Genomic DNA, 20,070 nt, shown 5'->3' with positions numbered 1-20,070 from the left:
CGCGGAGAGGAGGCCGACCGGTCGGTGGACTCGCGTGAGAGGTAGGCGCAGATGTCGCAGCCGCCCCAGCCCCCCAACCAGCCGCCCTCCGGCGGCTTCGGCCCGCCCCCGGAGCCCGAGGAGCCTCAGCGGCCTCAGGTGCCCCAGGAGCCCGGCCAGGGCGGCTTCGGCTCGCCGCGGAGACCTCAGGTGCCACCCGTGCCGCCCGCCGCACCCCCGAGACCCCCATCGGCTCCGTCGACGGGCCACACCCCGCCCCAGATATGGGACACCGGCGTCCTGCCGTCGAGCCCGCCTCCACCACCGCCCGGCGCGCCCGGTCCCCCCGGCCCGGACCCCGCGCACCCGTACGCCCAGAGCCCGTACGCGAGTCAGCCGGGGTACGGCGGCCCGCACTCCCCGCCGCCCGGCCGGCCGTACGGCGCGCATCCGCCCAGCGGCGGCGGCCCGGCCCGTCAGCGCAAAGCCCTCGTCATCGGCGCGGTGGTGGCGGCGGTACTGCTCGCGGCGGGGGGCGGGGTGTACGCCGCGGTAGGAGGCGATGACGACGGTAAGAAGCCCACCGCCGGCCCCACGACGACCACTCCGGACCGACCGCGGACACAGGACCCGACCCCCAGGCCGACCGGCAACGGCGACAACACCGGCGGCCGCGGCAGCGGCGAAAGCGATCCCAACGACCAGCGCCGGGCGGGCGAGGCGAAGGTCCTCTACCAGACGCCCGCGCCCGAGCTCAGCAAGAAGAACCTGGAAGTGCCCGGCTTCTGGGCGATGAAGGGCTATGTCGTCAAGGCGGTCGAGAACAAGATCGTCGCGTACCAGGACGAGGGGGGCAGCAAGTGGACCCTCTCACTCCCCAAGGCGGTCTGCGCCGCTCCCCACTCCACGACCGATGGCAAGGTCGTGGTCGCCTATGAGGGCCATGGAAAGGACTCGTGCAGCCAACTCGCCCTGATCGACCTGAACAAGGGCGTCAAGCTCTGGGACCACCACGCCCCCGAGGCCGGCTCCCTGGGCAGCGGCTACACCAGCGTGGGCATGGCGCAGAGCGGCGACCTCGTCGGCATGGCCTGGTTCGGCGGCTCCGCCGTCATCAAGGTCAGCGACGGCAAGGAAGTCTCATCCGAAAAGCCGAGTGCGGGCTGCTCCATTGACGGCTACGCGGGCGGCAAGGTCCTGCTACGCGCCTACTCCTGCACCAATGGCACCGCGAGGCTGCAGCAACTCACCCCCAGCGGCTCGATCAAGTGGACCTACAACGTCCGTAAGGGCTACAAGGTCAACAACATCTTCTCCAGCAGCCCCGCCGTAGTGGCCCTCACCGACCAGAACCGACAGTCCGGCGGCATCCTGGCCATCTCTGACAACGGCGAGGAACGCTCGACCCTCGCACTGGGCAAGCACTCCTACCAGCCGGAGTGCGGCACGGACATCTTCGGCACGAACATGGGCAACTGCGAGGGCGTCGCCGTCTCCGCCGACACCTTCTACCTGCCGACCGAGATGACCCAGGACCAGGGCACCGGCTCGACGAGCGAGATCCACGCCTTCGACCTCGACACCGGCAAACGCAAATGGGCCGTCAAGGTGGCCGAACGGCTCCTGCTCCCACTGAACATGGATGGCAAGACCCTCATCGCCTACGAAAAGCCCTCGTACAGCGAGCCCGGCCAGATCGTCCGCATCGCCCCCGACGGCGGCAAGCCGAAAACCCTGCTACGCCTGCCCCAGGCCACCCAAAGCACCGAGCGCGACTTCTACTCCGCCACTCACACCTACCGCAACGGCAATTTCTACATCGCCACCAACCGCGTCACCGGCAAAGACACCACCCCCGAAAAACTCCTCCTGGCCTTCGGGCCCTGAGCGGCAGGCGAGCGGGAGAACGACCGCGGGGGCGGACACCGACCGGTGTCCGCCCCCGCGCCCGCGCTTCTCAGGTCAGATCGAATTCGCCGTCCCGCGCGCCCAGGACGAAGGCACGCCATTCGGCCTCCGTGTAGCGCAGCACGGTCTCGGGGTCGGTGGAATTCCGCATGGCCACTGCCCCATTCGGCAGGTAGGCGATCTCCACCCGGTCCTCGGAGGTGCTGCCAGGTGCGCTCAGCCACTCGACATCGGAGATGTCGAGGGCGTACAGCTCTTCCTTCTCTTTGGCGTCGGCCATCGGTGGAGAATCCCTTCGGGTACCGCGGAAACTAGCCCGCCTGGTGCTTGGCTGACAGTCTCATCCACGGTGTGCGCGGCGGCAATCGAACACCGTCAGTCCATGCGGCGAGCCCCGCCCAACAGGCCCGACTCGACGTCCGTCGGATGTGTCGCCACATAGAGCCGGGTCTGGCGATCACACCAAAGAGTGACCCCGTCCGGGAGCGTGGACAGTGACTCGACATCCATGGACGGCAGCCCCATGATCCGCCCGACCTGGACGGCCTCCTCGGGGGACACCCGCTGGACGCCCACCAGGTCCGCGTTCTCCATGAGCCGGGGCGCGACCGGGCTCATATAGGGCAGAAGCGTCAGCACGGACTGCCATGGCGCCGAGGAAACCCGCCCGCGCGGCGGCCGCATGCCCGCGTCACGGATCACCAGGACGGGGCTGCCGATCGACGGCCCTTGTGGCGGCACACGTCCCACGTCGTGGAGCGTCATGCTCTGGTACCCGCCGTTCGCGGCCTGCGCCAATGACGCCCACATCTGCTGACGGCCGGTCTCCACGGTGACCCGCGCGCCCGTGGCGACCGCTCGCAACCCGATCACCTGCGCTGTCCACACCCCGCCGACCAGGACGACATTGAAGGGCGTAGGACGGTGCAGGCCCAGTACGGCGGGTTGATCCCGCGCGCCGACGCCGATCATCACCCCGTCGTCGCCGATCGGCAGCGCCAGTGCGTCGAACTGCTCCGGGGGGAGTTCGTGCCCTTGGCGCCGCGGTCCGATCAGCCCGAAACCCCGTCGCGGCCTGCGGGGGGCGGGAGTTCCCGGCTCATCCGTCTGACCAGGCATGGGGCCAGGTGTGGAGGCCGGGGAGTAGGAAGGGCCGCCTGAGACGGTCGTCGGCATGGCCATCAGCGGGTCCCTCCCAGGGGCAGAGTGGCGAGTACGCCGGGTACCTGCTCGCGGTCCAGCCGTGCGAGCCCCACCCGTACCCCACGGGCGGTGCGCTGGAGCTCCCGCCTCATCCCGACCAGGTCGTCCGCGCTATGACCCGTGATCCGGAGATGCCCGCTCACCGTGGGGGCGGGCCGGCCGCCCTGCGTCCCGCCTCGTCGCAAGGTGAGGCTGAACGTGGTCGCGAGCGCGGGCAGCGAGGTCAGCAGCGCGGCCAGCTGGGGAAGGGGCGTGGCGCCCGGCCCCAACTGCGGCCACCGGCTCACCCAGTAGGTGGTGTGCCAGCGGTCGTCGCAACGCCAGGCCCGTGTGCTCTCCACCGTGCGCCGGCTGAGCGTGTTGGTCTGCCGGGCCTGCGCCGTCGCTCGTGGGTTGACGCTCGCGGCGGTGGCGATCGCCGCTGTCACGCCTTCCTCCGTCAGGAGCGTCACGCCGAAACCCGCGCCCTGCAGTCTGCTCGACAGCTGATCCGCGGCCCGCAGCACACACCGCTGCGCACCATCGAGGCCCCCGCCCCTGGCCGCGACGGCCTCCGGACAGAGCTCCGGGTTGAACTTCAACGCCACCCACGTCAGACGAACCGCGGGTGCGCCCGTCTGCTCCTGAAGCGGCCCATAGTTGCGCACGGGCACCGTCTGCGCCGACAGATGGGGTGCGGGCGCCGCCAGCGCATGCTGCACCACCTGGACTGACTCCAGGACGATGCCGTCGACGTCCATGGCGTCACGCAGCAGCGAAAGCGGGAGCGGACGCTGCATACGGTGAGGGCGCAGCGGCGAGTCCGTCGCGTCCACCTGCAGGATGGCGGTCAGGAAGGTGCCGTCGCCCACCAGGCCGACCATGCGCCGCTCACGATCGGTGAACGTATAGGTGCGCAGAGCCGGTTCGCACTCCAGGGCCGGCGTGAACACGTGGTCCGCGCCCGCGTCGATCGACTTCGCCGCTTGCCGCTGGCGCCTGCGCAGCGCGAGCGCGGTGCCCAGCCATTCCGGAATCGGCTGCTGATGACGCGTGACCACGGCCAGCAGAACCAGGACGACGCCCACGACTCCGGCCGGCACGAGCAAGAGCTTGTTGACGACCCCTGCGGCCAGCACGATCGCCGCGGCCACTTCGACCAGCACGAATTGCTGCAGCCGCAGGGGGCCGATGCTGCCGGGCCGGGACGTCGTGCGTGGGCTGGCGGAAGCGATGGGGGCCGCTGTCGGGGGAGCGTCAGCGGGCGCGGGCGGACGCGGTCCGCTCGGTGCTCCTCGGCCGGACGCGCTCCTCGCCGTACGTGCGCGCGTTGCGGCAGCCATCCCCGTCAGCCCCCTCATATCCGAAACCGGCCCGAACGGCCCGGTCGTCGACCGCCAGCCGGTCAGTGTCCCCGGGCGGCATGAGCCAGTTCACTACCGGCATAGTAGAGGGTCGGTACGACACCAGGACCGACGGCAGGCTACCTGACTACCGAGGCCGAAAAGCGGGGAGAAGCGGCTAAAAATGGCATCACGGCGGGATGAACTCAACGCCTATATCTATGCGAAGAAGCGGACAGTCGCCGCGTTCTTGCAGCCCACGCCGAGTGGCACGGAGGAGGGCGCGCCGCGTCCGCTGCGCGCGGTCCTTCCCGGGGTCGTGGTCGGGGCCCTGATTCTCGCCGGCTTCGGCGCCTGGGGCATGTTCAAGCCCGTCGCCCCCAAGGGGTGGGACACGCCGGAATCGCATGTGATCGTCGGCAGTGACTCCACCACTCGATACGTGATCCTGAAGACCGGCGGCAAGCCCCAACTCCACCCCGTGCTGAATCTCGCCTCCGCCAAGCTTCTCCTCGACCCCGAGAAGTCCAGCATCATCAAGGTGAAGGAGTCGGAGCTCGACAACGGCCACATCCCGCGTGGCCCCACGATCGGCATTCCGTACGCGCCTGACCGCATCCCCAGTGCGGACGAGGCGAAGAAGCGCATGACGTGGGCGGTTTGCGAACAGCCGGGCGGCAATGGGAAGACCACTCAGAAGGCCGTCTTCCTCTTTTCCGAACGGGACCCGAAGCTGAAGAAGATGCGGGGCTCCCAGGTGCTCCACGGTGGTCAGGCCCTCTATGTGCAGGGCCAGGACGGCGCTCGTTATCTCGTAGACCCGCGGGGCGTCAAGTATTTGATCGGCGGCCCGGACTGGAAGGCCAAGTCCGCCGAGGACAGCAATCTCCTGCTGCGTTCGATCTTTCACGACGGGGCTCGGCCGCAGCACGTCACCAGGGACTGGCTGGCCACTTTCAGGGACGGGGCACCGATCGACTTTCCGCAGGTTCCCGGTGGGATCGGCGATGACGCCGGGGTGTCGAGCCTCGGCGAGGCGAACCGGGTCGGCATGGTGCTCGAAGCGCCCACCGGAGCCGGCACCCAGAAGTACGTGGTGCTGCAGGGAAAGGTCCAACGCGTCTCGGAGTTCGTCGCCAAGCTCCTGCTCAGAAGCAAGACCTCCATCAATGAGGCGAGTACGGCCAAGCGAGTGGCGGCCCCGTCGTTCACCCCGGACGCCGAGAATGAGTTCTACGGCAAGTACCGCTGGCCCAGCGAAATCCCGAACCAGGCCAACTCCGTCGATCCCGCACTGGGCAGCGGAGCCCGGGACACCAGCTGCAGCGTCATGGACGGCGTGACGGCCAAGAGCGGTGCGAAGGTGGCCACTTGGGCTGGCAGGGACTTCCCTGCCACCATCCCGGACGGTGCCACCAGCGCCTATGTGACTCCGGGCTCGGGAGTGCTCTACCGCCAGGTGAGCGGTCGCCAGATCAAGAACGGACCGGTCTTCCTGGTGACCGACACCGGCCTTCGCTACTCGGTCCAGTCCAACAACGACAGCGATTCCGGTACATCGAAAATCGGCGACGACGGCTCCGGCAAGGACAAGGCCACTGAGACGCAACAGGACGTCAACAAGGCCCAGCGCAGCCTCGGATACCAGGACGTCAACCCGACTCCGGTGCCCGCGGACTGGTCCGAATTCCTGCCCACCGGTCCACGCCTCGACGCCAACAGCGCCAAGCAGCCCCAGGGTTCATAGGACATGAGGAAGCCGAAACACATGCGGCGCATCATCAAACCCTTCGCCCTGTCGGCGGCGACGACCCTCACGGCGCTGACCGCGGCAGCCGGACCATCGCCCTCCGCGGCAGTCGGACCGACATCGCCCTCCGCGGCGCCGAATCTGTCCCTCGCGGGCAGCGGCGAATGCAGTTATCCCGCCAAACAGATCAAGGGCACCCCCTGGTCCCTTCAGCGCGTCATGCTCGACCAGCTGTGGCACGACACCAAGGGGCTGGACCCGAAGGGCCGTCCGGTCAAGGTCGCCGTCATCGACACCGGTGTCGACAACACCAATGCCCAGCTCAAGGACGCCGTCGACGCCAAGAGCGGCAAGGAGGTCCGTAAGGGCGGCAAGAAGGGTCTGTCCAAGGGGAAGAAGGGCGACGGGACGGACGACTCGGTCGGCCACGGCACCAAGGTCGCCGGCATCATCGCCGCCCGCCCGCACACGGGCACGGGGTTCGTCGGTATCGCACCGAAGGCCGAGATCATCCCGATCCGGCAGAACGATGAAAAGGGCTCCGGTACCACCGACACCATGGCCACGGCCATCGACTGGGCGGTCGACGCGGGAGCCCGCGTCATCAATATCTCCCAGGACACCGTCAAGCCGCTCCAGGCAAACAGCAAGCTGCAGCAGGCCGTTGAGAACGCCCTGCAAGCGGACGTCGTCGTGGTCGCCTCCGCCGGCAACGACGGTCTCGACGGCAAGGTCAAGAAGACCTACCCGGCCGCTTACGACGGCGTCCTCGCCGTCGGCGCCTCGGACCGCAACAACGAGCGCGCCGCCTTCTCCCAGTCCGGCGACTTCGTCGATGTTGCCGCCCCCGGCGTCGAAATGGTCTCCACCGTCCCCAAGGGAGGCCAATGCGTGGACAACGGCACCAGCTTTTCCGCGCCCTACGTGGCCGGCGTCGCCGCCCTGATCCGCGCCAAGCACCCGGACTGGAAGCAGCACGAGGTGGTCGCCCAGATCGAGCAGACCGCCGAGCGAGCCGTCAACGAGCACGACCGCTTGATCGGCTGGGGCGTCGTCGACCCCGTCCGCGCCCTCACCGAGGACGAAACCCGCATCGACCACGTCACCCTGGACAAGGGCGCCGCCCACGACGTCGCCGCGCCCGACCCCGCCCCCATGCCCCTGGGCGAGACCCCCGAGGAGCGAAGGGAACGCCTCGCGACGTACTCCGTGGGAGCCGCGGCCGTCGTGGTGGCGGGCATCGCGGGCCTGGCAGCGGTCCTCAACGAACGGAGGCGCCGTCGCTCCGGAGTAGCTGAGTAGGAGTACTCATGGAAGCGCCTGATCATTCTCCTACACTGAGCTATTTGACGTCGCTGTGAATCATGCAAGGCGGGGGAGCGTATGTCGACGTTCGAGGCGGAATGGGCGCAGATGAAGCGCGAGGCGTCCGGTGACACCGGGATGAGTCTCGCAAGCGCCAACGACAAGCCGGCCTGGGATCAGGGCGGCTCCGGCAACTTGAAGTCCAACAAGAACGCCTGGACGACAGCGGGCAGAGGAGTCGGCAAACTCCGGGGGGACATCACCACGGCACTGACGAAGCTGGAGAAGGAGCAGACCGGCCTGGGCGCGGGCAGCGACTCCGGTGGCGGCATCCAGAGCGCGGCGGCCCAACGGGAGCTCTACCGCTCCTGGAAGCGCTACCTGAAGGGCGTAAGCGGGAAGTGTGGCGCGATCCAGGACCGGCTTGAAAGGGCCGGGGATCACCAGTACAAGAACGACGAGGCCACCAAGTGCGCGTTCGACGGGCTGGACGTCCTGTACAAGGACACGAAGCCCGTCGGCGGCGACAGCCGGGGTCGGTGAAGCGGCGGTGGATTACGCGACGCTCAAGTCCCTCAAGCCGTCGGAGTTCGAGGATGCCGCGGGCGGCTATCGGACCGTCGGCGACATGGCCAGTCAGGTCAAGGACGACCTCGAGCAGCAGATAGCCGCGGGTATGCGGAAAACGCTCGAGGGCGAGGCCGTTGACGCCGCCGTGGTGCAGCTCCGGAAGCTGGCGACCAACTTCCACTACACCCAGGTCGAGTGCGCTCTCATCACCACTGCCCTCAACTCTCTGGCCTACGAACTACGAGCAGCCAAGGACAAGCTCGACGCCGCTGTGGAGGACGCCGAGGCAGAAAAGTTCTCGGTAGGCTCGGATGGCTCGGTGAGCTACCCGGCGGCCGGTGACAAGGTCGACGGCAAAGTGCCGGAGGGCGGCACGGTCCATGGCAGCGCGAAGGGCAAGCCGACGAACCAGCCGATCGACCCGACCGGCGACGCGAATGACACAGCCGACGCCCTGAGGCGCCAGGCGGCGAACATTCACCCCAATCCGAACTTCGGCCGTGCGGTGGGGATCGCCAACCGCATCGCTCAAGCCGTCTATGACGCCACTCAGGCCGACGAGAAGTGGTCCCCCAAGCTGCGCAAGCTGAAGGCCGACGACGATCTGACCGTCGCCGCCGAGGATTGGGCCGACGCGAAAGAGGACGCCACAGGAGTCCGTCATGGCGCGAAGGATTACCTCGGCGAGATAAAGCGTCCCCCCGAGCACGGCAGCCCTGAGGACAACACCAAGTGGTGGAGGGGGCTTTCCGATGATGAGAAAGCTACTTACGCCTCTGTGTACCCGGACAGTCTCGGATCACTTAACGGCATTCCGGCAGATGTTCGCGATGAAGCCAATCGCGTTGTGCTTGCGGAGAAGCGTGGCGAATACTCAATGCAACTTCAGGCGATTCCCAAGGAGCCGAACAAGTACGTAGACATACGTGACGCTGTTCCGGGTAACGCATACAGCGGAGACTGGGTCGCTTGGGACAAGAAGTACGGAGACAAAGCGCGAGAGTTGAAGGCGGCGCTGAAGGGTATGGACGCCATTCAGGACCGCTTCGACCGGACGGGGCAGGCTGATCCCAAGCACCCTGGAGAGAAACCATTGCCCAAGGCATACTTGCTCGGCTTTGATACCAAGGGTAATGGCCATGCCATCGTAGCCAACGGTAACCCCGACAAGGCAGATCATACGGCAGTCTACGTCCCAGGGACCACGTCGAGCCTTGAGAAAATAGGGGGAGATGTCGGGCGAATGGAAAAGCTGTGGCGAGCCAGTGACGGCATAGCGCAGGGGCAGGATGTCTCCACTATTACCTGGCTCGGTTACGATGCCCCGCAAAATATCGTAACCGACTCCCCCAAGAGTGGCTATGCTGACGAGGGCGGACCGAAGTTGAACGACTTTGTCAGCGGTCTCCGTGCTTCTCATGATGGAGACCCCGGGCATTTGACTGTCGAGGGGCACAGCTATGGGAGCACCGTTATCGGATCTGCTGCCCGCCAGGGACAGCTGGCGGCGGATGACATCTTTGTGGCGGGCAGCCCTGGTATGCAGGTCGGTCACGCTTCAGATCTCGATGTGGGCGAGGACCATGTCTGGGCAGCCGACGCCGGGAAGAGTGAGATCCCGTGGCCTTCCAGTGATCCGGTTCCTGAAGTGGGCGCCTGGGGACATGCCAAAAAAGACGTCCACTTCGAGATGCCCGACATCATCCCATGGCTCGATGGGGACGGAATGTCCGGACCAGCCGATCTGAACCCAACGGACGAAAACGGAATCAGGCTCGGCGTGATTCGAATTGATCCGCGCGAGCCAACTGATCCCGATTTCGGGGGTAACATCGTCGATACCGACACATCGGGGCACAGTGGTTACTGGGATGAAGACTCGGAGAGTCTTCAGAACCAGGCAAAGGTTGTGGTCGGAAGGTATGGGGAAGTGACACGCAAGTGACAGATTCCGCACAACGCCGATTCGCCTGGCGTGTCGGCCTCGCCATGTCTGCCCTCATCGCCGCGACAGGATGCTCAACGGTGACAAAAGACGACGATGGTCTGGATTACACGCCACAGCGCATGAGCCTGGAAGATGCAAAGGACTTGGTCAGGCGGCAATCCAGCAAGATCCTCGACCTCTCTGAACTGCGAGGCGACGTTTCCCCGGCTGCTCCACACGCCAGCCCCTGCAAGGACGTTGATCACGGCTACCGTGTGAACCATTGGTGGTCGGTGGTGGGGCCGTCCGCGGATGCTCTGAAGGAAGCCATGGACAGGCTTCATCGCGAACTTCCGAAGCATGGCTGGAAGGTCTATCGCTACGGAGAGGCCAACTCCAAGGCACGTCAGCTTCGACTTGAGGTGGAGGACAAGAAGGAGCACCACACGGTGACGATCGAATTGAGTCTTCCTTCCACCTACCCGAACCCATCGAAGTGGGAGAAGAAGATGCGCGACAGTATCTCGATCTCGCTGGCATCGCCCTGCTACGTCGACAAGGCTTACAAGCCCAACGACCAGTAGACGGCGGTGAGCGTGTCCGGGAGCCCGGACACGCGGGGACGGGCGTCCGGACCCTCGACGCCGATTCACCTGCACGGGGCGGGGCAGATGTTGATCTCGGCGGGCCGGACCACCTCCCGCCATGCACAGGCCCCGTGCCCCCTGCTGCATGGTTGCGGCACTTGTGTTCAGGAACCGGCCGTGCCAGGTCCCACACCCGGTACCGATGGGCGTGCGTCTCGTCTTGTCGAGAGCGAAGCGGACGCCGGTGCTGTCGTCCAGGGAAATAGGTATGCGTACTCATGTGCGTCTGTGGTGAAGTCGATAGTGTCGCCGGATGCGACGTGTGCCTCGTATGCGCCGTTTGGGGGAGGGGACCGTTACTGAACCGTCGACGTCCCACAGCTACGGGGTAGTTGGGGCGTCCAAGGCTGACGGATAGAGTGGCTTAGGACATCGTTGGTGTCATACGGGGAGGGACAGCGTGAGGCCCATAGAGCCGGGGTCTGAGCCACAGACGCCGTTCGGTAAGAAGCTGGTCAAGGAAGCCGAGACGCTTGCCAAGTTCAAGACGCGGCTGGACAAGGTCCTGACCGACCTTGAGAAGTCCCCGGCATCGCGCAAGACGATCTCGCAACAGTCCATCACGCGGGACGCGTACGGTTCGGGCTCCGGGTTCACCTCTTCTGACGACCTGGCCAACCTCTACGAGAAGGTCCACGCGCGGCTGGAGACCCTGTGCAAGTCCTTCGGCGACCAGATTGAGGCCATGGGCCTCATGGCGATCGTCGCCGAGCGTGGATACGACGGCATGGACGCCGAACAGGCCCGTCGCATGCGGGAGATCCAGGCACACACGCGGAAGTACTACCGCGAGCCCACCGAGAAGCACGCTGGTCAGACTGAGAACCACGGCAGCAAAGAGGTCGGGGGCGACGCGCTGTGAGGGGGAGAAGGTAGATGGCCGGAGGGAAGTTCGAGAAGCGGTCGCACGACGAGCTCTACAACATGGTCGCGACCGCGAAGCCAGCCGCGCTGACCGACGTCGGGACCGCTTTGATGGCTGCCTTCGACGACATCAACGCCATCGCGGACGAGCTGAAGGCCCACGCCGAGCGGGTGCACTGGGAGGGGGACGGCGCCGACGCATTCCGGAACTGGGGTCGCGAGGTGGCCAAGCAGACTCACAAGATGGCCGACTACACCTTGCTCGTCGGCGTACACATGTCCACTGCGGGCCAGGGCCTGACCGAGGTCAAGGCAGCGATGCCGGCCCCGACGGTGGCCGACGACAAGAAGCACAAGAGCGATGCGGAGAAGGTGGTCGCGGATAAGCACCACCTAGAGGCGCTCCAGCAGATGGACAAGCTGGACTCGTATTACGAGACGGCTTACACGGAGATCAAGGCTCTCGAGGAGCCGAACTTTCCGCCCTTGCCGCCCGGGTTCGCCCCGCGTTACGACCCGCCTGCCTCCGGCTCCTCGGGGACGCCTCAAACCGATGTAGGTACGCCGCTATCCGCTGCTCCTCATCTCGGTGGGAGTCCGGACGCTGCTACTGCGCATCAGCCAGCAGCCATCCCCACAGGACACGGCGACTCGGACGTGGACGTCGTGCCGAATGTTGTGCCGGACGCCAGGACCAGCATCGACTCCACGATGACGCCACCTTCACCTGACGCCATCGATCAAAGCAGGCTTCCTGCTTCGCCGCCGCAGAATGCGCCCGAGCAGCACGTAAACCCTGTGGTGCCAAACGGACCCAGGCCGCTCCTGCCAAGTGCCCCGCCGCCCATGCGGGGAGGGGGTAACCCTGCGCGAGAGCCGCTTGGCCCTTACCAAGGCGCCGTGAAGCAGCCCCGGCCGACGGGCATTCCTCGGACCGGCTTGCCTGATGGCATTCACGGGGGGACCCAAGCTCGCCCACCGGGGCAAACCAACGCTCCGCGGATTCCCCGGGGCAGGGTCATCGGAGAAGAGCAAGGGCTGATGAGGCGCGGGCCGGTGGGACCCGCCACGCACGGTTTCGGCAGAGGAACGCCTCCGTCGGCGAACGCCGGGCCGGGCCGACGGCTCGCCTCGGAGCCGGGTGGGACCGTGGACAGCCCGCGAGGGCCGAACAACCTGAATGGGCAACGTTTGCCCCGCGGGACGGTCGTCGGAGACGAACACGGTATCCCTCCAAGGCGTGGTCCTCTGGGCGCGGGCGGTGCGTCCGCCGAGGGCGGTACGCACGCGCCTGGGAGCAATGGCGGCCAGGGCCAGCGGCTTTCGTCGGAATCGGGAGGTCCCGTCAGCGGTACGCGTTCTGCGCGCGGATCGCAGTCGGACTTCACCCCGGGAGGATCCGGGCTTGTCAGGGACGACCAGGCGCCTGAGTCGACGCCGCGCTCCGGCAGGGGAGCACCGAAGGACTCGGAAGCCTCCGGCTCCAGGCCCGATTACCTTCAGGAAGACGAAGAGAGCTGGTCGGGTGGACGGCGGAACACGGTCCCGCCGGTCATCGACTAGATCGGACAGATCCTGTGCAATGCCGAGGAGAGCACTCACCTATGCCATTCCTGAAGTACGGAGCGCGGCGGCGTTCCCTGTCGGCTCTGGCAACACTCGGAGCCGGGCTCATGGCGGTGGGTGGTATCGCGCCCGCGGCAGCCGCACAGGACATCAGCTCGCAGCAGTGGTACCTGAAAGACATGCAGGCGGACGACATGTGGAAGGTGAGTAAGGGCAAGGGGGTCACCGTCGCTGTCATCGACACAGGTGTCAAGGCATCGCTGCCCGAGCTACGGGGGCAAGTGCTGTCGGGTACAGATGCCTCTAACTCACCGACAGATGTGCATAAAGATGAGAACGGACATGGAACTAACATGGCCGCTCTCATCGCCGGGACGGGGAGCGGCGGTGGCGTCCAGGGGCTGGCACCGGAATCCAAGATCCTTCCCATCAAAGCCATTGTCGATGGCAGGACGGATGCCGCTGACCCGCTAATTTCCAGGGCTATAAGGTATGCGGTTGATCACGGTGCACGAGTCCTGAATATCTCTCTCGGGACAGGAGGCACGAGTTCCATGTACTTCACCAAGGCTCGAGCTGCCGTAGAGTACGCGATCAACAAAGGTGCCTTGATATTCGCTGCGACGGGGAACAGCGGAGATAAAGAGAACCATCCCGAGTACCCGTCTTCACTGCCTGGTGTCGTAGGTGTGGGTGCCATCAATCGTGCAGGGAAGGTGGCTGAGTTCTCAACGTCTGGCGATCAAGTGGGGCTGGTAGCCATCGGGGACGAAATCCCCATTCACTGCGGAAGTAATGTCTGCACTTCGCATGGGACCAGCCAAGCAACCGCCATCACCTCCGCCTCCGCCGCCCTGATCTGGTCCAAGCACCCTAAGTGGACCAACAACCAGGTCCTGCGCGTCATGATGCAGACCGCCGCGAAGCCCAAGACCGGTGACATCCCGAGCAGTTACCTCGGGTACGGCTCGGTCCGCCCTCGCAAGGTGCTTCTTGATGGCGAAGGGGATCCGGGGCCGGCCAACACCAATCCGTTGCTCGCTCGTGAAGGAGCTACGAAACCAAAGCCCTCCGAATCGGCGTCTAAGGCTGCGGGGGACGCCTCACAGCCCCCCGCATCGGATGAGCAAGCCGCTAAGAAGCCCGTGGCTGAGGCCAAAGCAAAGGACGACGGCGGTAATACCACGCTCTGGGTCGCCTTGGGCGCGGGCGTTGTCGTTGTCGCCGGGGCCGCGGTCGCCTTCACCATCGTGCGACGTCGTGGTGGAACGATGGCCAGGCCGTAAGCAGCACCAGCACCAACTACAGCTAGACGCTTCCTGCCATGTCCGGTAGGAAACTCCACAGAGTGGTGAGCTGACGAAGAATCCCCAGCTCGGCTCACCAACACATCATGGGGGAAGGTGGAAAGATGTCGGGCTCGCAGCGGATTAGCGACGCACATTTCAGGAAGTTCGAGGGCGACCTCGGCCGCGTCAGCGAGGACCTCTCGCAGAACCTGCGCACGCTGATCAACGCCATCGACACGGTGGAGGCGGCGTGGACCGGTCAGGGCGGAAGCGCGTTCAGGAGGGCGCAGATGAGCCTCAACGAGGACCACGAGGCTCTGCGTCAGCTGATCGTCAACATCCACGAGGCGGTGCAGCTCACGCACCGTTCCGGTGGTGCCAACGACACTGAGATCGCATCCCAGCTCCGCAGCGTTGACGTCAATGGCAGCGCGGCCGGCGGGCACCTCGGCAGTGGTGCGGATGGCCTGGCCCACAGCAAGGTCGACCAGTTCTAGTCGTCTAGGGAAGCCATCAAGGCGCTGGGACAAAAATGATCGACAACCATCAAGACACCACGAGGGGTGGAGCATAAGTGTCCGGTGACGGGATGGACATCAAGGTCACATACAACTCGCTCGAGGACACCGCCGGTGACCTCGAGCGCGGCGCCAGGGTGGTGAGCCAGCAGATCGAGGCCATCATCGCCTCGGTCAAGGCCGTGACCGACGGTTGGGAGGGCGAGGCTCACCAGATGATGCTGGCCGCCGAGAGGCAGTTCAAGACGCGCGCCAACCACATCGAGAGCACGCTCAAAGAGGTGGCGACCAAGGTCAGGACCGGCAGCATGGACTACCACGCGACCGACAAGAAGTCGGCCCAGCTGTTCCAGGACATCAGCATCTGAGAGTCCGGTCGCAAGCACATGGGGGTGGGGCCCCCCCCCCCGCGGGGGGGGGGGCCCCACCCCCATGTTTGCGTTTTACCGCAGCCCCCGCTTCGGTGGCGGTGCCACAACCTTTGGATCCGGGTATTCGGGAGCTTCCCGGCACTTCAACTGCGACGTTATCTGCTTCGCCGAGGCGATGAGCAGCTTGGCGTGGGAGTGGTCGCTGATGGTGAAGTAGTCGCGCATGGCGAACTCCAGGGAACGATCGCCTCCCGATTCCGTCCCGCCGCCGCTGCCGATGTCACACGTGACGAGGAGCCTGCCGGCGTCCTCCGGACCGACGGTGGTCGTGTAGCGCACTGACTGGCCCGACGGGGGTGAGTGGGGAGTCCACGCCACGGTGATGGCGAGCAGCTCCTTCCCCTCAGCCTTGTCCGTCAAGGTGCAGAGGTCCTCGGGCGTACTTCTCCTGGCCGACTCCTCCTGCAGCGCCTTCGCCACGTGACCGGTGCTCTCGGTCTTGACCGGATAGACCTTGCCGGGCCCGTTCGGCTCCCGGGCCTCCTTCGCGATGGCCTCGTCGAACAGGCCATCGCAGGCTTGGGCGACAGGTACGAGCCCGGAGTTGGCGGTCGGCTTCGAGGTCGGCTTCGGAGCCCCGGATTCGTCGCCGCCGCCACAGCCCGTGACGGCGACGACAGACGCGCAGACGAGGGCTGCCAGTCGCCCCAGAGTCAGGCGAAAATTACGATGCACGATCTCTCCTGTCGACTCCATCAACTGCCGCTCCCGGTCAGCTGGGCGTCACCGACGCCACGTATGTAGCCGGCCTTTACGCGCTCGCTGGCCTGGTTGTACCAAGCGCTGTCGTCGAGTTCAGGATGGCCGGCGATATAGGCATCGAGCGGGTTGACCGAACGACGCTGGCTCGTTTCGACGAACTTCTTCTGCATGTTGTGAGCGTCCGCGTCGACCTTCGCGTCGAACTCCTTCTGCTGTTTCTCGATTTCCCGGTCGATGTTGATGCCGGTCTGGGTATCGATGGCACCGGTGGCGGCGTCGACGAAGGGCGTGACGAAGGGCGTCGCCCGCGCCGCCTCGAACGGGACGGTGACAAGGCTGGTGACGGTGCTGATCCCGGTGCTTGTCCGGTACTTCTGCCATTCTCCCGCTTCCGACAACTTCCTCGCCTTCTCCTCTTTGCTGTCGTTCGCGTCGCTCATGATGGCGTCCGAACGGGCCTCGTCCAGGATGCCCTGCGTCTCGGCGCCGGTGCCCAGAGCCAGGGTGAGCGAGTCGTCGGCCTTCGGGTGGGCCTTGAGCACGTCCGTGGTGAAGTCGTGCTGGGCTGCGGAGAGAATCTGATAGCCGCTGTCATCTCTGCCGACCGCCGACAGGAAGTTCTTGGCTGTCTCATTGGCGACGGAGATGTCGGATGGGCCGAGCGCGCCGAAAGCCGCGTCGCGGGTTTTCGCCCCCGATTCGGCATCGCCGTGGTTGGCGGTGGCCCAGTCCAGATTGTCGATGTAGCCGGCGCCCACGCGGGCCAAGCTGTCACTGAGGCCTTGCTTGTCCGCGAGGATGCCGGAGTTGTCGCCGACCACACTGATCAGCTGTGTTGCGACATTGACACTGGCGGGGTTGCGGTGGAGGCCCAGCTCGGGCTGGTCGTACGGATGCCCCAGCGCGGCGGCCTCGAAGGCATGCCCCAGTTCGTCGTAGCCGAAACCCTTACCGTCGTCGGCGTAGAAGTTCCCGTTCAGCCACTTGCGTTCCTTGAGCAGATACATGAGGTCGTCGTTCGGTGGGACGCTCGCATCCTGCTCAAAGCGGTTGCGGTGGAAAATCGTCTGCGCCGCTTCGGGATTGTGCCCCAGCGACTCCATGTAGCCGGCCATGGGGTCGACTCCGTGGTCATTGTCCTCGCCGAAGTTGACGTACGTCTCGTACCCATCGGGCCAGTAGAGATCCTTCAGGTCGTCCTTGTGCTTGCGGTCGAACTCGAACAGGCCGCCGGTGCGGCCGTCCTTGCTGTGCGGATCGGGATAGCCCTTGCCGTAGTCGACGAGGAAGTCCTTGTCGTACTCGCCGTAGCGCAGCAGGCTGCTCATCACCTGAAAGCCGTAGGACCCAGGAGTACTCGTCCCGGCCTCCCAGTCGGTGTCCATGACACGCCGGGGCCCCAGGTTGATGATGTCCTTCTTCCACTGCTTCATCTCATCGCTGTTGGAGTGAGAGGCGGTGGCGAGGGTGTAGCCGAGAGATCTCTGGAGCTTCTCCAGGTTCTTGGTGCGTTCGTCGCCGAATTGCTGGCCGGTCGTGACGTGCTGCCAGAATTCGAGGGTTCCCTTCGGGCCGAGGTCGGTGGCGAACTTCTCGGAGAAGTAGGGGTCACCCTCGTGTCGGGAGAGGAGCGTGTTCGCCCGCGCGATCTCGGTTGCGCTGAGGTTCTTCTTGGACTTCGCCAGCTCCTCGACCTCTTTGAGGTCCTTGCGTGCCTGCTCGCGACCGGCTTTGGCGTCCTTGGTGCTGGTGTACCCGTCGGCCGAGAACCCCTCTTTCCGTCCGTTGCCGTCCTGTGTCAGCGCCCAGGCCAGGATCTCGTCGGTCGTGGTGGCGTTGGCGACGATCTCGTTGATGTACCGGTTGTAGTCCGCCACCACGTCGCGGTAGTTCTTCGCCTGCATCCCCTGTTCCGCCGGCGTAAGGTCATCAAGGTTCGTCGGCTTGTAGGAGACGTGCCCGGTGTCGTCGATCGCCAGTTGCTTCGAGTCCTCGACGTCCTTCTTGTATTCCAGGAGCTTCTTCTTGGCCTCTTTGAACGCTTTGTGCGCGTCGTGCAGGAGGCTATGGACGTCCTCGGCCTCGCAAGCGGCCAATTCGATTTCTTTCGCCGCTTTTTGGATCCTCGTGAAAGCGGCCTCCGCCGCCTCGCCCTCCCAATCCGAGTTGGTCAGGGGCGTCTCCACCTCCGTGCGCAGATTCGTGCCGACCTGCCGGAACTTCCCCGGCAGGGTGCGCCACTTGCCGACCGCTTCGGAGAGTGGGGTGAGGTCGACGGTGATGAGCGAGTGATATGTGACCATGTGTGTTTCCGCCTTGAGCTGGGACCGTCGTTCCGGGGGAGGGGCAGGTGCTACCTGGCGACCTTGTCCTGGCCGCCGCCCGGCTTCTTCCCTCGGTCAAGCCCCTCGCCGACGCCCTTGTCGGTCACCTCGAAGTGCGTGGCGGCGTCCCTCAGCGGCCCCGCCAGGCCCTGCGACAGGAGCCCCTGGGCGTACCGCATCTGGTCCCGCCACCGCTCCTGGAATGTGGCGAAAGCTGCGGCGGAGTCGAAGCCCTTGAGGCTCGCTTTCACCTGACCGGTCTCGGTCATGGTCTCGTTGTCCGCTTTGGCGAAGCCGGTGCTCACGTGGTCGACTTTGCCGGCCTTGTTCCGCAGTACGGAAGCGGTGACCTTCAGCTTCTTCTGCGGAATACCCCGGCCGCCGTTGCCGTCGTCGAGCTGGTTGAGCCGCATATGGGATTCCTGCTGCTTTGCGGCTTCGGCCTTGATATCAGCCCATTCGTCCTCGAATGCCATGATTCCCCCGGTGATTGAAGTCGCAAAGCGAACTCGCTTGATGTCCACGTCAAGCTAGCAGGGGGCTGTGCGGCTCGCAGCCCCTTGCGCATCCGCTTTACTGCTCCGGCAGCCACCCCAACTCGGTCAGCGGCATCCCACGCCTTCGGGAGATGGAGAACCGCGGCCGGGCGGCATCGGACGAGGGCCGACGCCGCCGAAGACGTCCCCTCTAAAGGAGTCCGCACGCGCGCGGAGCGGCCGGGCCGGGCCAAGGAGGCTGAGAGCGTCGACCAGTTGAACCGTCGCCTCGCCTCATGCCGACGCGATCATGACCTTGTCGCTACGGGGCTGAGCGCCCATGATGTTTCGCGTTGTTTGACCGTGCCCGGGGGGCGCGTAGAAATCCCCGGTGGGGGACCTAGGCGAGCTCATATGCAAAGCAGGAGACCTATTTGGTAGGTCGAGCCACTCCCATGGGTCACGAGCGGGCCCTATCTCCATCCTCGCAGGGAAGTATCTTCAATAGCTTCGAGCGAGGCTATTCGGTTCCCAAGAGCGTGAGCTCGCCGTCCGCGTTCGGGTGGCCCTTGCGAACGCTGGTGGTGAAGACGTGCTGCATTGCGGAGCGCATATAGCTACAAGAATAGCTAGCCATGCCAATGAATGACTACAGGACCGTCTGGAAGGCTCTCGGACCCCGGGCACTTGAACCATCCTCGAGACATGTCACGTGCCGCCTGTGCAGCAAATGTAGCGAGCGGACGTATTTCTTTGGTCGACTCGTTCAGCTGCTGCAATTCCGTAGCCTGTTCAACCATGCTGGCACCAACAGAGATGATCAGTCTGGCCCCCGTATCTTTCTCCGAGTTGGTGCCGCACGGTATGTACAGCGAAATGGCTCCATTGCGCTTGCTAATGTAGCCATATGCCTCACCCAGACTTATCGGGATCCCCTGGCTCTGGATGCTTTTGCGTGGGTATTTTCCGCCTGATCGGTAGATGTAGGAGGATCCCACATCTTCTCCTCCGGCCTGTAGCTTGCAGTGTCCGTAGTTCCTCCGCATGTCGAACTGATACGTCTCCTCCTTGAATTCATCCCCCTTCTTGGGGAGGAGGTTTGGGATGGCCTTGCCAGATACTCGCTCGTCGCAGACCTTTTCCGGGATTTTGATGGCTTCATCGCTCGACTGTGATGCGCCAACGGCCCACCAGGTACCCGCGCCGATGAGAAGCAGCGCCGCTGCGGCTGCAATAATTCGACTGCGTGTTGAGCTCAGCACCTTGAGCCTTTCGGTGAGAAGGGGATC

Annotated in this window: 19 protein-coding genes; 11 read left to right on the top strand and 8 right to left on the bottom strand. The window is 65.3% G+C overall.

What is annotated here, in order from left to right; all coding sequences use genetic code 11:
* The first annotated feature begins 51 nt into the window (after window positions 1-51).
* Window positions 52-1,866 carry a PQQ-binding-like beta-propeller repeat protein gene (locus J5X86_RS44170; protein ID WP_208522257.1) on the top strand — a complete coding sequence of 605 codons (1,815 nt, stop codon included), beginning with the start codon at window positions 52-54 and terminating at the stop codon, window positions 1,864-1,866.
* A gap of 70 nt (window positions 1,867-1,936) precedes the next feature.
* On the opposite strand, the gene J5X86_RS44165 is transcribed toward J5X86_RS44170, so the two are convergent.
* From J5X86_RS44165 to J5X86_RS44150, 4 genes are all read right to left on the bottom strand, one after another.
* Window positions 1,937-2,167 (bottom strand): DUF397 domain-containing protein, encoded by a 231-nt coding sequence (locus J5X86_RS44165; protein ID WP_093465055.1) that lies wholly within the window; start codon window positions 2,165-2,167, stop codon window positions 1,937-1,939.
* Window positions 2,168-2,262: 95 nt separating this feature from the next.
* Window positions 2,263-3,069, bottom strand: a complete 807-nt coding sequence (locus J5X86_RS44160; protein WP_208522256.1) for a hypothetical protein — start codon at window positions 3,067-3,069, stop codon at window positions 2,263-2,265.
* Entirely contained in the window at window positions 3,069-4,412 is a 1,344-nt protein-coding gene (eccE, locus tag J5X86_RS44155; RefSeq protein WP_243983051.1) for a type VII secretion protein EccE, read from the bottom strand. Before eccE ends, J5X86_RS44160 begins: the two co-directional genes overlap by 1 nt.
* Entirely contained in the window at window positions 4,327-4,506 is a 180-nt protein-coding gene (locus J5X86_RS44150) for a hypothetical protein (protein WP_208522254.1), read from the bottom strand. The genes eccE and J5X86_RS44150 overlap by 86 nt, the downstream gene beginning before the upstream one ends.
* A gap of 90 nt (window positions 4,507-4,596) precedes the next feature.
* Between J5X86_RS44150 and eccB the strand changes: the two genes are divergently transcribed.
* The 10 genes from eccB to J5X86_RS44100 all read left to right on the top strand — a co-directional run bounded on the left by eccB (window position 4,597) and on the right by J5X86_RS44100 (window position 15,216).
* Window positions 4,597-6,159: a type VII secretion protein EccB gene (gene eccB / locus J5X86_RS44145; RefSeq protein ID WP_208522253.1), complete on the top strand. Its 1,563-nt coding sequence runs from the start codon at window positions 4,597-4,599 to the stop codon at window positions 6,157-6,159.
* Window positions 6,160-6,180: 21 nt separating this feature from the next.
* Window positions 6,181-7,464, top strand: a complete 1,284-nt coding sequence (gene mycP / locus J5X86_RS44140) for a type VII secretion-associated serine protease mycosin (RefSeq protein ID WP_208522252.1) — start codon at window positions 6,181-6,183, stop codon at window positions 7,462-7,464.
* A gap of 81 nt (window positions 7,465-7,545) precedes the next feature.
* Entirely contained in the window at window positions 7,546-8,010 is a 465-nt protein-coding gene (locus J5X86_RS44135; RefSeq protein ID WP_208522251.1) for a hypothetical protein, read from the top strand.
* A 7-nt stretch (window positions 8,011-8,017) separates the two neighbouring features.
* The gene (locus J5X86_RS52675) at window positions 8,018-9,982 is read left to right on the top strand and encodes an alpha/beta hydrolase (protein WP_208522250.1); all 1,965 of its coding nucleotides are present in this window, start codon (window positions 8,018-8,020) and stop codon (window positions 9,980-9,982) included.
* Window positions 9,979-10,548, top strand: a complete 570-nt coding sequence (locus tag J5X86_RS44125; protein WP_208522249.1) for a hypothetical protein — start codon at window positions 9,979-9,981, stop codon at window positions 10,546-10,548. The genes J5X86_RS52675 and J5X86_RS44125 overlap by 4 nt, the downstream gene beginning before the upstream one ends.
* Window positions 10,549-11,011: 463 nt before the next feature.
* Entirely contained in the window at window positions 11,012-11,473 is a 462-nt protein-coding gene (locus J5X86_RS44120) for a hypothetical protein (RefSeq protein ID WP_078644096.1), read from the top strand.
* Window positions 11,474-11,487: 14 nt separating this feature from the next.
* Entirely contained in the window at window positions 11,488-13,038 is a 1,551-nt protein-coding gene (locus J5X86_RS44115; RefSeq protein ID WP_208522248.1) for a WXG100 family type VII secretion target, read from the top strand.
* Window positions 13,039-13,079: 41 nt separating this feature from the next.
* Window positions 13,080-14,327 (top strand): S8 family serine peptidase, encoded by a 1,248-nt coding sequence (locus J5X86_RS44110; protein WP_208522247.1) that lies wholly within the window; start codon window positions 13,080-13,082, stop codon window positions 14,325-14,327.
* A gap of 125 nt (window positions 14,328-14,452) precedes the next feature.
* Window positions 14,453-14,827 (top strand): WXG100 family type VII secretion target, encoded by a 375-nt coding sequence (locus tag J5X86_RS44105; protein WP_078644099.1) that lies wholly within the window; start codon window positions 14,453-14,455, stop codon window positions 14,825-14,827.
* Window positions 14,828-14,904: 77 nt separating this feature from the next.
* A complete protein-coding gene (locus tag J5X86_RS44100) occupies window positions 14,905-15,216 on the top strand; it encodes a WXG100 family type VII secretion target (protein WP_208522246.1) in 312 nt (103 codons plus the stop codon).
* Between the two features lie 75 nt (window positions 15,217-15,291).
* Here the strand turns inward: J5X86_RS44100 and J5X86_RS44095 are convergent, their stop codons facing one another.
* From J5X86_RS44095 to J5X86_RS44080, 4 genes are all read right to left on the bottom strand, one after another.
* The gene (locus J5X86_RS44095; RefSeq protein WP_208522245.1) at window positions 15,292-15,975 is read right to left on the bottom strand and encodes a hypothetical protein; all 684 of its coding nucleotides are present in this window, start codon (window positions 15,973-15,975) and stop codon (window positions 15,292-15,294) included.
* Window positions 15,975-18,284, bottom strand: coding sequence for a hypothetical protein (locus J5X86_RS44090; protein WP_208522244.1), 2,310 nt, complete (start codon window positions 18,282-18,284; stop codon window positions 15,975-15,977). The genes J5X86_RS44095 and J5X86_RS44090 overlap by 1 nt, the downstream gene beginning before the upstream one ends.
* Window positions 18,285-18,334: 50 nt before the next feature.
* A complete protein-coding gene (locus J5X86_RS44085; RefSeq protein ID WP_308124910.1) occupies window positions 18,335-18,829 on the bottom strand; it encodes a type VII secretion target in 495 nt (164 codons plus the stop codon).
* 581 nt (window positions 18,830-19,410) lie between these two features.
* The gene (locus J5X86_RS44080; protein ID WP_208522243.1) at window positions 19,411-20,043 is read right to left on the bottom strand and encodes a hypothetical protein; all 633 of its coding nucleotides are present in this window, start codon (window positions 20,041-20,043) and stop codon (window positions 19,411-19,413) included.
* Between the last annotated feature and the right edge of the window lie 27 nt (window positions 20,044-20,070).

The sequence above is a fragment of the Streptomyces sp. NEAU-YJ-81 genome (assembly GCF_017592595.1).
GTDB lineage: Bacteria > Actinomycetota > Actinomycetes > Streptomycetales > Streptomycetaceae > Streptomyces > Streptomyces hygroscopicus_B.
This window is presented reverse-complemented; position numbering and strand designations above follow the sequence as displayed.